Source organism: Massilia sp. BKSP1R2A-1 (assembly GCF_050586525.1).
In the GTDB taxonomy this organism is placed as follows: Bacteria; Pseudomonadota; Gammaproteobacteria; order Burkholderiales; family Burkholderiaceae_D; genus Telluria.
In genome coordinates, this window is record NZ_JBOBRE010000019.1 from 15480 (window position 1) to 28614 (window position 13135).

9 protein-coding genes and 1 pseudogene are annotated in these 13135 nt (G+C 58.7%); 7 read left to right on the forward strand and 3 right to left on the reverse strand.

Going from position 1 to position 13135, the window contains the following annotated elements; translation table 11 throughout:
- The first annotated feature begins 23 nt into the window (after nt 1-23).
- The 3 genes from ACQ7JA_RS22895 to ACQ7JA_RS22905 are packed head-to-tail and all read left to right on the forward strand — an operon-like array spanning nt 24 to nt 4289.
- On the forward strand, nt 24-1487 hold the full coding sequence (locus ACQ7JA_RS22895) for an AAA family ATPase (protein WP_430902013.1): 1464 nt from the start codon (nt 24-26) through the stop codon (nt 1485-1487).
- Entirely contained in the window at nt 1480-2859 is a 1380-nt protein-coding gene (locus ACQ7JA_RS22900) for an McrB family protein (protein WP_430902014.1), read from the forward strand. The genes ACQ7JA_RS22895 and ACQ7JA_RS22900 overlap by 8 nt, the downstream gene beginning before the upstream one ends.
- Nucleotides 2856-4289, forward strand: coding sequence for a 5-methylcytosine restriction system specificity protein McrC (locus tag ACQ7JA_RS22905; protein ID WP_430902015.1), 1434 nt, complete (start codon nt 2856-2858; stop codon nt 4287-4289). Before ACQ7JA_RS22900 ends, ACQ7JA_RS22905 begins: the two co-directional genes overlap by 4 nt.
- Before the next feature lie 2 nt (nt 4290-4291).
- On the opposite strand, the gene ACQ7JA_RS22910 is transcribed toward ACQ7JA_RS22905, so the two are convergent.
- Nucleotides 4292-4735 (reverse strand): very short patch repair endonuclease, encoded by a 444-nt coding sequence (locus ACQ7JA_RS22910; RefSeq protein ID WP_430902016.1) that lies wholly within the window; start codon nt 4733-4735, stop codon nt 4292-4294.
- 157 nt (nt 4736-4892) lie between these two features.
- Between ACQ7JA_RS22910 and ACQ7JA_RS22915 the strand changes: the two are divergent.
- A pseudogene (locus ACQ7JA_RS22915) lies at nt 4893-5716 on the forward strand (DNA-directed RNA polymerase subunit beta'); the annotation flags it as partial.
- 206 nt (nt 5717-5922) lie between these two features.
- Here ACQ7JA_RS22915 and ACQ7JA_RS22920 read toward each other — a convergent pair.
- On the reverse strand, nt 5923-7683 hold the full coding sequence (locus ACQ7JA_RS22920; protein ID WP_430902017.1) for an ATP-dependent nuclease: 1761 nt from the start codon (nt 7681-7683) through the stop codon (nt 5923-5925).
- Between the two features lie 524 nt (nt 7684-8207).
- Between ACQ7JA_RS22920 and ACQ7JA_RS22925 the strand changes: the two genes are divergently transcribed.
- Complete coding sequence (locus ACQ7JA_RS22925) at nt 8208-8645, forward strand: phytanoyl-CoA dioxygenase family protein (protein WP_430902018.1); 438 nt, start codon at nt 8208-8210, stop codon at nt 8643-8645.
- Nucleotides 8646-8660: 15 nt separating this feature from the next.
- On the opposite strand, the gene ACQ7JA_RS22930 is transcribed toward ACQ7JA_RS22925, so the two are convergent.
- The gene (locus ACQ7JA_RS22930; protein WP_430902019.1) at nt 8661-9002 is read right to left on the reverse strand and encodes a hypothetical protein; all 342 of its coding nucleotides are present in this window, start codon (nt 9000-9002) and stop codon (nt 8661-8663) included.
- Nucleotides 9003-9243: 241 nt separating this feature from the next.
- Between ACQ7JA_RS22930 and ACQ7JA_RS22935 the strand changes: the two genes are divergently transcribed.
- Both ACQ7JA_RS22935 and ACQ7JA_RS22940 read left to right on the forward strand, forming a co-directional pair.
- Entirely contained in the window at nt 9244-12009 is a 2766-nt protein-coding gene (locus tag ACQ7JA_RS22935; RefSeq protein WP_430902020.1) for an ATP-binding protein, read from the forward strand.
- A 72-nt stretch (nt 12010-12081) separates the two neighbouring features.
- The gene (locus ACQ7JA_RS22940) at nt 12082-13086 is read left to right on the forward strand and encodes a helix-turn-helix transcriptional regulator (protein WP_430902021.1); all 1005 of its coding nucleotides are present in this window, start codon (nt 12082-12084) and stop codon (nt 13084-13086) included.
- The last annotated feature ends 49 nt before the right edge of the window (nt 13087-13135 follow it).

Genomic DNA, 13135 nt, shown 5'->3' on the forward strand with positions numbered 1-13135 from the left:
CGGGAGCGATGGCAACAGGAGCGATGACCGATGAAGTCTGGCGTGCCGTTGAGGCATACGCGGCGGACGACGCTAATAGGGAGCAACTGGCAGATGCTGTCAGTGCGCTCGTGGGGCGACAGATCGGCCCATCCGACATCTATGTCGCGAAGCTGACGAATAACGGTTTTCACAATCAAGTGTGGCAGGGGCGAACGATTTCGTCTCCCCACGAACTTTTCGTGTTCCTGGATCAAACCTCCAACTCGGCGAATGTGGTTCGCGCAGTTCGCGATCGTCTGAGTCCAAGTTCGAACGGAGGATTCGACACGATAGTGATCGGCAAGGCGGGAGCGGACGGCTGGGAGGTTGACACTGTGGTCGAGTATGATCATGCATCGACCGGCGAAAGGCTTGCGACCATACTTGAGGAGGATCTGCGCATCATCAAGGTGCCCGATCCAGTCGTTCCCGAAGAGGCAATTGTGGTCCCGGACCTCATGCTGCCACAATATTCCACCGAGGTTGGGGCGGAGGACGACAGGACGGTGACGGTGGCCGAAGTCATCCAACATCTCGGCGAAGCGAAAAATGTGGTGCTTGAGGGCGCGCCAGGGACGGGAAAGACGAGTCTCGCATTCGAGGTTGTTTACGAACTCTCGCAAGGAGCCTCAAATGCATGTCGTTTTGAGACGATTCTCAACGGCAGGTCGATCGAGGCGTGCGCGCAAGCGTTGCAAGATGCGCCTTTGGTCTGGGAGATTGTTCAGCTTCATCCTGCCTTCGGTTATGACGAGTTTGTCCGCGGCCTGCGCACCAATCCCAATGCCGTCGGGTTTTCGCTTTGCAGCGTGGACGGTGTCCTGCCGCAGATCGCGCGGGCGGCCCAGCTACGTCCCGGCAAGCCGACTCTCCTAATCATCGACGAGATCAACCGTGGGAATCTCTCGGCGATTCTCGGCGAGACCATCTTTGCCATCGATCCAGCGCACCGCGGAAGCGAGGTTCGCTTGCAGCATGAGGCCCCGCCTGACGGCAGTGATTCACTGATCGTGCCGCCTAACCTGCTTCTGCTGGCAACGATGAATTCCGCCGACCGCTCGATTGCCATGCTGGATTTCGCGGTCCGGCGAAGATTTCGATTCGTACGGGTCGAGTCAACCAGACAGGCCGTGGAACAGTTCTATGCCACTCACCCCGCAAGAGCGCTGGTCGCAGGCGAGCTCTTCGATTTATTTGCGAACGCGATGCCGCAACGTGAACTGAGGCCCGGGCATTCATATTTCCTGATATCTGGGCATGAGCACATGAATGATAATGTGTGGGCTGAGAGGTTGAGGGCACGCGTGTTGTATGAGCTTCGCCCGTTATTTGACGAGTATCGCAACGAGGGGATTCCTCTAGGCGCCATACAGGTGGCAGGTGGTCCTGATTTTCTTTCTCTATCCAGCGAGAGTGCCGCCCAAGTAATTCTCGATCTGCTAGCTGGGGTGGCGACTCATGACTGAACAGGAATTGGCAGCGCTTGTCGCCGAAGCGGCTGGAGTAAGTGCCGAAGACGTGGAAGCCAAGATTCGGGACGGCACCCAGATCAAAGCCAACGCCTTGTGGGAGGGTAGCTGCACTCCAGCGAGGGCGCGTAGGCCCGCTGGCATCTTCTTGGCGAGATCGCGAGAGGATATCGCCGTCGAAGGCGCACAGCGCCGAATGACGTTACCAATTAAGTTCCCCGATTCCGCTATTGTTCTCGGCTCCGATCTCACGAACCGTCGCGCGGCTGTTGTCGGTTATCCGGACAGCCGTTACGCGGCAGGTCTGGCCGATGGGCTCGGCGTTCAAGTCTCGACTGTCCAGCACCCTGTCATCGCTACAAGACCGGCACGTTCCGAGGGGCAGCTGCGGCCGGATGCAGAGTCGCGCCGGTTAGAAGTCCAGCAGCTGCGCATCAATCTTGGCGAAACACCTAATATCGTGCTGCAAGGTCCGCCAGGGACTGGAAAATCTAGTCTTGCGCTGGCTCTCGTCGAGGCACTCGCGACGGAAGGAGCCAGCACTGCCGAGGGATGCCGGTATGGAAGATTGTTACAGGGAACCGATGGAACGGATACAGCGCGATGGCTTGAGCCTCCCGTGGTATGGGAATTCGTGCAGCTTCATCCCAGCTATTCTTATGACGATCTTGTTCGCCGCGTAGTCCCCAAGACCCAAGATGGAAACATTCGTTTGATGACGGAAGATGGTCTGCTGCCGCGGCTCTGCAAGATTGCGGACCTGCGCGGACCGGACAAGCCAGTTCTGCTTATCCTTGACGAGATGAATCGTGGTAATTTGGCCGCAATCCTAGGAGAATTCGTCTTCGCCATCGATCCACCGCATCGCGGCACCGCAGTCCGACTCCAGTATCAAGGGCCGGGGCTGGCGACAGCGGTCGCGGTCCCACGCAACCTCTGGATCATTGGGACGATGAACACGGCCGACCGCTCCATCGCCATGGTCGACTACGCGATCCGACGCCGCTTCCGGTTCCTTGAAGTGCCTTCCGATGCGCGAGTGCTCGCCCAGCGATTCGGTGCGGATCAGGTCCGAGCCGGGTTAACGCAAGAACTCTTCAGTGCATGTAACCAAGGACTCCCACCACGGCTGCAGATCGGACATGCGGCATTCCTTGAGAACCCGGAGCCGCGCGACACATGGCCGGAAAGGATGGGGCGCCGCATCGCGTTTCACATCTTGCCGTTGTTGTCCGAGTACGTGAAAGAGGGGTTGCGTGACGAATCCCCAGTCGCTTTCCGTGACATTCAGCTGTCCCTTGATGCACGGCGCTCCGAAGCGAGAAGACTAGCCGCCGCTATTCGTGCTGTCCTGGAGGAGACGACTTGACGTGGTCGTACTCCGTCGTGCTTGCGCGCTTGGGCGTGCAAATGACGCACGAGAGCGGCCAATGCGTACTGGACCTGGCCGAACACGAGACCCGCACTGCCGAAATCGATCCTGAATGTCCGCATTCCGTTCTGGAAGAGGTATTTGAGGTACTTTCGGGAGCGATGGAAGCGGGCCTGATCTCCGCAGAGACGCGCCGCCCGCCGGGCGAGCGAACTTGCCTAGTGATCGAGGCGACCAGCATCGTGGGGGTTGTTTCATCGCTGCTACCGGACGGCATGCGCTTGTTCGCCCGGGTGAGGCCGAAGGTCGGGACTGCCCGAATGCTCGAGCTTGCAGTGCTGGCGAAAATGATGCCCGATTGGAATGGAGGCGTGTTTGTTTCGGAATCGGTAGAAGACGCGTTGCTTGAATGGACGATCGGCGCATTTGACCATGCGCTCCATGTGTTGCTGGCGCGTGGCGGACTGCGAAACACTCATGAACGGGTGAATGCCACCTTAGTTAACAAGGTCACGGGCCGTCTTCTTGTCGTGCCATGGTTGCGCAATGTATCCCGCGGCCGTCCCCATCTTGTCCCGTGCGAATTTCCATCGCTTGAGTTCGACAACCCTGTCAACCGGTTCTTGCGGTGGGCAATTTACGTCGGAATTACGGTGGCGCGAACCGTCACACGTTCGGACCGACTGGTGGAAAGATTGGAGAAGAGGGATCGGCAGTTCGCCGGAGCACGCTTGGTCCGGCCACCTTCCCCATGGCCGGACCCACATGCGCTTCCGGCGAACCTGCGGCATTACGCACAGGCAGTGACCTTGGCGCGTCTTGTGCTCAACAATATCCGGGTTGGTGTGAATGCAGGCCGAGTCGAAGGTACCTCTATATCTCTCGATATGAACAAAGTTTATGAGCGAGCGTTTTGCAACTGTATTCAAACGTTACATCCAGAGGCTTACAAACAGGATGAGTGGTCAGTGCCGTTGTTAAGACAGTCGCGTGATGGTAGCGGTGCCGAGGTGGCAAAAACCATGACCATGATCCCTGACATCTGGATCGACGGGGATCAAGAGCGATTTCCTATCGTCATGGACACCAAGTGGAAACAAGTCTTTCGGAAGAGCGAAGCCGTTGTTGCGAACGAATTGTCGGCCACTGGTCCGGTGCGCTTGCGCCCCGAAGACCTCTACCAAGCAACTGCCTATGCCCTTGAGACGCTTCACAGACGGCCATCCTACGGAAACGAAGACATCACCGGATGCCTTGCAGCATTGATCTACCCTACCACTGCTGTCGTTTCAGATTTGGGACGTGAAATCCGGGTTGGAAATGCCAGAATAATCATCCAACTCGTCGGGTGGAATGTAACTGTTCCAGCTGAAAACGAAGTCCGGGAAATCTGGTCCCGGTTAACACGCCTTGCATTGAGAAGTTGACTTCAAGACCACTCGGCGATAGGCGCGTCGCTGTGCAGAATCAAGTCGCATAAGGGATCCAACTGCGCCACTGCCTGCGCACGGCGCAAACTGCATTCCCACACTATGATTACACGCCATCCCGCCTCGATCAAGCGCTTGACGTTGCGCTTGTCACGGGCAACATTGGCATCAAATTTTTCACTCCAGAACTGTGCGTTTTGCTGCGGGGAGGTCGCGTAACGACAGCCATGGTGACGATGCCAAAAGCAACCATGTACAAACAATGCGACTTTATGCTTCCGAAATACTAAGTCAGGGCGCCCAGGCAAGTTGGCTACATGTAAGCGAAAACGGAATCCTTTCCGGTGCAGAAAACGCCGGACAATTAATTCCGGCTTTGTGTCCTTTCCGCGTACTGCAGCCATCATGCGAGATCGGATCTGTGTCTCGACAATATCTACCATAACTTTTTTGAGTTCTGTAAATTCAATCTTTCGCGTGATTCAGGAAAAAATCAAGTATTGAGAACCTAATTGCTGGCATGAGCGGAAAGATTCAAGTGCAAAGGAGAAAAATGGGCTCTTGTTTTAGTCCCGCAACATGAGTGCCTCCCACATCAGTGGTCTGCCGCGCGTTGCCGAACTGTTCGAAGCACGTTCGCCGAAAGACGCGGGGATGCTGGCGGAAGTCACCGGTACCGTCGCGTTCGGTAAAGAGACCAAGGGCAAGCAGCGCCTGGAAATCACCGACATGGACGGCAACAAGCACGAGTTCCTGATCACCAAGGACAAGCAAGTGCTGGTGCACGACGGCCAGGTGGTGAACAATGGCGAGATGATCGTCGACGGTCCGGCCGATCCGCAGGACATCCTGTGCCTGCTGGGTATCGAGGCGCTGGCCCGCTACATCGTGGACGAAGTGCAGGACGTGTACCGTCTGCAGGGCGTGAAGATCAACGACAAGCACATCGAGGTGATCGTTCGCCAGATGCTGCGTCGTGTTCAGATCACCTAAGCAGGCCACACCGACTACATCGTCGGCGAGCAGGTGGAGCGTTCGGAATTGCTGGAAGAGAACGACAAGGTCAACGCGCTGAACAAGCTGCCAGCACAGTACGAAAACGTGCTGCTGGGTATTACCAAGGCATCGCTGTCGACCGGCTCCTTCATCTCGGCCGCATCGTTCCAGGAAACCACCCGCGTCCTGACCGAAGCGGCGATCATGGGCAAGCGCGACGGTCTGCGCGGCTGAAGGAAAACGTCATCGTCGGCCGCCTGATCCCTGGCGGTACCGGTCTGGCATTCCACCGCGCCCGCAAGGAGAAGGAAGTGCGGGAGGCGGAAGAGCGCCAGGCACTGCTGCAGCAGGAGAAGGCCAATATGGCTGCCGAAGACCAGCAGAATGCTGCGGCTCCGGCGGAGCAGCATTATGGTGAGGGCGAGTGATCGTCTGAGCTGTTAAGCTGAAATGAAAACGGCACCCTATGAGGTGCCGTTTTTTGGTTACATCGCTTAGCAATACTTTAGTCGATTGTGTCTATGAAAGCTTATTGAGCGGCAAACGCGCCAGTATGAACGACGCTTAATTTTGCCACAATTGAATTGCATTTATGCAAAGGAGCAATACAGCACGGTCGCGCCGTCATGTGATTTCAATCACAAAGCCATTCTACTAAGTTTTTGACTGACGCTAAATCTGCGCAGACGGCGGTGATTCCTTCGGTTTCAGCTCGCGACTGAAATGCTGCCCAGCAGCTCTCATCCTTATCTGTGAGGCCAAGATGCTCTTCAATGGCTCCGGAAGTCCAGAGCCAAATTCCTTTTTGCTTCAAGCGATCATGCAAAGATTGAATTGCTGGCTTGGCGTCATTATTTTTCGCAAGAAGCGCATAAGCGTCCGCAGCTTTAACTATCCCTTTCTTAGGAAGACCTGTATCCATGTTCAGAGTAATTGCCCCCACCATGGCCATTTGAGAAAGTATATTGCGCAGCGTTTTTAAATCATCGTCTTCTGCCGTGAGAAAGCCATGAGTAACGCAGCCATTGAAAGCGTAATCAAGATCCACAATTGCTTTCGTGGGCAAATCCATCGCTTCTAAAATTTGTTTAGACTTGCTTGTATCATTCACGCCATTCTGTGCTACTAACGCGATTTTTTTCTGACCTAGCGTCATGCCAGAAATTGAATCAAAAATACACGGTAGCAGTCTTAACTCAGTCTTTCCTTCAGTAAGCACGACGCGTTCGGCAAAAAGCACTTTGCTTGAGTTTGTGAGGGTAAATAGCTGCTCCATCTGGTGGATAGAGTTTGGGACAACCGCTTGAATGGCATCTGAAAGTCTACGCCGCGAATGTGTGCCAAGTTCTGCATTCTTCCGAATTAACAAGGTGTGTTGCGCGTCTGTAGTTCCAACTAATAAAGAGGAGTGTGTCGAAAACACCACTTGATACCCATTTTTGGAAAGTGATTTTAACGCCGCACGAACTTGTTCAACTGCAACCGGATGCAGGTATAGTTCAGGTTCATCAATTAATAGAAGTGTAGTCCTGTCTTTGGTGCTAGTAGCTCTTTTTACATCTGCGAGATGACGAACTAGTGCAATTTGAATTGACCTTTGTGCTCCATGGCCGTACGAAATGAAATTTCTTCCAGGTCCCTCGTCCTCATAAACACGTACCGTCCCACTCTTTATAATATCATCTATAGCAGGCACTGGGAAATCAAGTTTCACGCTTAAGCCGGGGAACATCTCCGAAATTTTGGAGTTTATAGAGCTGTCAATCCCTGTAAGTTCGCCCAAGCGCAAATCTCCATCTGCCGAAACACGACGCTCTACCTCACGAAGGTGTGTCGAAAGTTCCTCTCCGTGCGCTGTCCGCAATGGAGCAAGAAACTCTGCTAACAGTTTGCCAATGGTTGTAGTCGTTTTTGCTTTGCTCGCATCTTCTGCAGAATTTTCCATCGCTCCAATACGAATCGGCTCGGGGAGAAGCGCTGATAGAGCATTGTCAATACCATTCGGGTTTGGTACCCATGTGGAGTTCTCTGGGTTTAAAACAAACAGTCCTATCTCGTTTGTCTTGACATTCGGCTTGGGCTGGGAACGTTTAACAGTTAAAGATTCTTTGTGAATATATGGAGAAATTGATGAGCGTTGTTTCGCTTCTAGCGAATCTAATATCGATGGAGTTATTCCAGTGATCGTCCCTGAAATTTCTACTGCCAGCTCGGCATCGTAAAAATCAGAAGAGTCTAAGCTGCTGCGACGGAGGAGCCACTGTATTGAAGATAATATATTTGATTTGCCGCAGTTGTTATATCCGACTAGAGGGGTAAATGCCGATAATTTGAGTTCTGCTGCCTTGCAAGAGCGGAAATTAAATATTTTTAATTCGCTAATCAGTAATCCCATTTCTCACCTGTTAGTTGTAATTTTCCAGTGGTCAGTGCAACAACACTATTTTAAGAAAGCGTTAGCTGAAAAATATATTGAAAAGTCACAGTAGTTTGAAATCGGCAAGCCGACATGAAACACATGTGGCGTTTACTAGCGTCTATCCGTTACCCGCTTCTACCAAGGTTTGACGAGATGTGGCCAATGAGTCGCCTTAGCGAAGCTCGATAAAGCATCTGCGTCTTACAAAATATTGTTCATAGGCAAGCGAAAAAGTTTGCGCGGCGTGACTGAAAAGTGAACTTCAGCAGCCTGATCTTGGCGGTACTGGTCTGGATCTCCACCTAATCGCTGAGCCGCTGGCACCTTACCGCCTGACGATCTGCGCCTCGCCCGACTACTTCGCGCGGCGCGGCACGCGCTGCCTGCTAGCCGAGGACTGGTGTGGGGGCGCTTGCCGGAAGGTTGCTCCAGCATGACGACATTGCTGCGCTCATCCCAGCCGGCTTCGTGGCGGCCAGTGCACCTACTTCGAAAAATCAGTGGAACGGAACTGGCTCGTGCCCTTGCATCAGGATCAGGATTTGAGTATTTCAGTTGCGGTACGCGTCGACCATCCGGACTTGCGCGGATGGTCGGAAAAGGAAGGCGGCCTGTTTGTCCAGCCGCCAGCCGCCTTGCTGGAACAACTGGTCGCCTTGCGCGTGCATCTCGACGCATGCCTGGAACAGGATGGCCCGCTTCAGTTCGTTCCGGGTTCGCATCAGGCGGGGCAGATCAGTGCAGACGAGGCCCGGCTGCGACGCCAGGCCGGCCTCATGGTCAGCTGCACGATGGAGCAGGGCGACGTGCTCGCCATGAGACCGCTCGTATTACACGCTTCCTCGAAAGCGGAAGGACACAGCCGCCGTCGTGTCCTGCATTTCGTGTTCGGCCCCCGCAAGCTGCCCTATGGCTTGTCCTGGCAGCGACCGATCTGATCGAGCGGGAGATGCCTACTTAGCTGACGCTGCGTTCTTTGAGATCGCCGGCGCACACCCGCGGGTGCAACGCATGTAGCTCGCATCGCACACATCCAGCCGCTCCCGCTTGCGCTTCATGAAATCGGTGCGCTCCGCCTCGCGCGCCGATTCCGGCCGCATCCGATTCGCCGTATCCGCGAGCGGATTCTTTTCTTCCCTAGTTACGTTATCGAGCTCGGTCAGCCTGCCCGCACGGCTCGCACATTGCTGTTTTGTGTCCACACACATTGACCTGCACATGGATGGCTCTTCGGCGCGGGTGAGGGGAGCTGCGAAGATGCCGAGCAGGGCGACGAGCAGAATGGAACGCTTCACTTGAATTCCTTTTTACGAGAGGGCGGCAGCACAGAAGCCCATTGTAGAACCGCGTCCCCAACCTAAAACCAGTCCAGCAACCGCTTTCGGCAACTTACCCTGTTCGGGTAATGCCAAATGCTTACAAATGTGTCATACAATGTTATCCATTTAACTCATCCGTACGCCCCGTCCGCGTAATGACTGCTATGATCCGCGGCTGAGTTATCGAACTATTCACACCCCTGTCCCCGCGAGCAATATGCCCTGGCCTTTTGACACGACACCGGACGCCGCTGCCTCCGACCTCACGTCGGGAAGCCGCACCTCGGACAGCCACATCTCCGAGATGGAGCGCCGGATGCGCGCCTTCCCCTGGGAGACCACGCCCGTCGGCCCGGTCCACACCTGGCCGCACAGCCTGAAAAGCGCCGTCCGCACCGTGCTCGACCTGCGCCTGCCGGCCTATCTCGCCTGGGGTGACGCCTACGTCCAGTTCTTCAACGACGCCTACGTCCCCATCCTCGGCGACAAGAAGGACGCTGCGCTCGGCAACGACGTGCGCGTCACCTGGGCCGAGATCTGGCCGACCATCGGCCCCATGTGGCAGCAGGTGCGCCAGGGACAAGCGCTCGGCTCGGAAGGGCTGCCGCTGACGATCAACCGCTACGGCTACTACGAGACCTGCTACTTCAGCTATTCGTACAGCCCGATCTACGGCGACACCGGCAAGGTCGAGGGCGTGCTGGTCGCCTTCGCCGAGATCACCAAGGCCGTTCTGGGCGAGCGCCGCCACGCCTACCAGATCAAGCTGGCCGACACCCTGCGCCGCGAGACCGAATTCAACCCGATGCTCAAGGCGACCATCCGCCTGACCAGCGAGTACTTCACCAACTCGAACGTCGCCTACGTCGAACTCGACGAGGCCAAGCGCATCTTCACGGTGAAGGAAGAGTGGAAGGATGGCGTCGAAACCGGCGCCGCGCAAGGTACGCTGCCGGTCGACATGCTGTCCCCGAGCCAGCTCGAGCTCCTGCGCGCCGGCACCACCATCTGCATCGACGACGTCTCGACCGACCCCGAATGCGCGGCCGTCGCCGGCCCTTGCCTGATGCTGGGCATCCATTCGGTGATCGTCATCCCGCTCAAGGACGGCACCCGCCTGCACGGCGCCGGTTTCCTCTACAAGGACCATCCTTATCGCTGGACCGATGACGAACGCACCCTGGCCGAAGACCTGGCGCGCCGCACCTGGGAAGCGCTGCGCCGCATCCGCGCCGAGGAGGCGCTGCGCGAAGAGACGCGCATGCTCGAACTCCTGAACCGCGCCGGCAGCGTGCTCGCCTCGACGCTCGACATCGACACCCTGCTGCAGGCCGTCACCGACGCCGCCACCGAACTGACCGGCGCCGAATTCGGCTCCTTCTTCTACAACGGCAAGGACGCCAACGGCGACGCCTACCTGCTCTACACGCTCAGCGGCGCGCCGCGCGAAGCCTTCGAGAAGCTCGGCCATCCGCGTCCGACGGCCGTCTTCAAGCCCACCTTCGATGGCGGCCCGCCGATCCGCAGCGACGACATCACCAAGGACCCGCGCTACGGCAGCATGGGCCCGCACCACGGGATGCCCAAGGGCCACCTGCCGGTGCGCAGCTACCTGGCGGCGTCGGTCAGCTCGCGCTCGGGCGAGGTGCTGGGTGGCCTGTTCTTCGGCCATTCGCAGCCGAAGATGTTCGACGAGCGCACCGAGCAGCTGATCTCCGGCTTCGTCGCCCAGGCGGCCGTCGCCATCGACAATGCGCGCCTCTACGACATGGCGCAGCGTGCCGCCCGCGAGCGCGAGGGCCTGCTGGCCAGCGAACGCGCCGCGCGCGCCGAGGCCGAGCGCCACAGCAAGATGAAGGACGAGTTCCTCGCCATGCTGGCGCACGAGCTGAGGAATCCCCTGGCGCCGATCACCAATGCGGCCCAGTTACTGAACATGCCGAGCGTCGACGAGAAGCTGCGCCTGAAGGCCGGCAGCATCATCTCGCGCCAGGTGCGCCACATGACGGAGCTGGTCGACGACCTGCTGGACGTCTCGCGCGTGACGCGCGGCCTGGTCAAGCTGGAGCACGAGACGCTGGAGCTGAGCGCCGTGCTGCGCGCCGCCGTCGAGCAGGCGCGCCCGCACATCGAGGCGCGCGAACACACCCTGGTGGTGGAGGCGCCCGAGCAGCAGGTGGTCGTGGTGGGCGACCGCACGCGCCTGGTGCAGGTGCTGGTCAACCTGCTGAACAACGCCGCCAAGTACACGCCGCCGCGCGGACGCATCGTGCTGCGCCTGGAAGCCGGCCTGGAGTCGGCGCGCGTGACCGTCATCGACAACGGCGCCGGCATGGACGCCAAGCTGCTGCCTCACGTGTTCGACCTGTTCACCCAGGCCGAGCGCACGCCGGACCGCTCGCAGGGCGGCCTGGGCATCGGCCTGGCCCTGGTGAAAACCATCGTGCAGATGCACGGCGGCCAGGTCGAGGCGCACAGCGACGGGCCGAACCTCGGCGCCTCGGTGTCGGTGCTGCTGCCGCTGGCGGGGGCCGATGCGGCCAGTCCGCAGACGCCGCACCAATCGCGCGCCGGCCGCCGCGGCGTCGCGCCCTGCCTGCTCACCATCGTCGACGACAACACCGATGCGGCGCAGTCCCTCGCCGTGCTGCTGCGCGCCCAGGGCCACACCGTGAGCGTGTTCGAGGACGGCGTGCGCACCCTCGCCTCGAACGACATCGCAGATACCCAGGCCTTCATCCTCGACATCGGCCTGCCCGACATGACGGGCTACGAACTGGCGCGCCGCCTGCGCCGCGAGCATCCGCATGCCACCTTCATCGCGCTCACCGGTTATGGCCAGGCGCGCGACCGCGACCTGTCGAAGCAGGCGGGCTTCGACCATCACCTGGTCAAGCCGGTGGAGTTCCGCGCGCTGGCCGACATCCTGGCGGGACTCGATTGCACCCCGGCCCAGGAACCGGCTATCGCAGGCATGAAGTGAAAGCTGGTTGACTTTGTTGCAGTAAGTCAGCAATATTGTTAACTCCTCGACATCTGCATTCTCGCCTTCGCCGTGTCCCGTAAAAAGAACAGTCGCCAGTGGGCGCGCCTGCGGATCCTGTGTTCCGGCGGCCTGCACCTGATGACCCTGATCCCCGATGCGCTGGAGCTGGTGCGCGAGCTGATTCCCAACAGCGCGTCCCAGCTGTATCTGCTCGCCGGGCAGGCGCCCGAGGAGGTGCTGGAGACCGGCGTGCACGAAGCGAACGTGCTGGGCGTGCTGCCGCCGCCGAACGGCTACTTCTATGGCGACTCGGTGGACTTCGGCGTCCGCCCGAGCGAGGCAAAGGCGCGCGCCCAGCACGTGCTCGAAGTGCGCCTCGGCTCCGCCGCCAACCCCCTCGGCACGCTCACCCTGCTGCGCGACAGCGGCGCCGCTTTCGATCAGGACGACGAGGAAGACCTCGGCCGCGTCGCCAACTATTTCGACTACGCGCTGCGCAATGCGGCCAGCGCCGGCACGGGCCTGCTAGGGGTGATCGAGGACGAAGCCATGCTGCTGGCCACGACCAGCGGCGACATCCTTTTCCTGAGCGATTCGGCCGGCGCGCTGCTCGACCAGCTGGCCTCGCAGGAGCAGCAGGTCTTCGATCGCCGTACGCTGCCGCCGTTCTGCCTGCGCCTGGTGGAGTCGGTGGTGTTCGGCGAGCGCTATCCCTGGCGCCTGCCGGCGGGAACCCTCGAACTGGCCGGCGGCGTGCTGGAAGCGCGCGCCCAGTGGATGAGCGCCGGATCGCATGACGCCGTCCACGGCCGCACCGTCGGCATCTTCCTGAAGTTCGTGGTGCCGATGCCGCTGCGGATCTGGCGCGCCCTGGGCAGCGTGGAGCTGTCGCCGCAGCAGATGGAAGTGGCGTTCTGGATGGGCCTGGGCGGCGGCCGCGAGGCCGCGCGTTCGCGCATGGACGTCAGCGACGCCGTGCTGCGCGACTGCGTCAAGGCCGTCTACGAGAAGTTCGGCTGCACCTCCGAGGCCGGCCTGCTGGCCATCCTGCGCCCGGCCATCTCGCGCATGTAATCAGCCCCGCTGTCCGGTTTCTCCGGAACACCCCCCACCCGAGGGGATG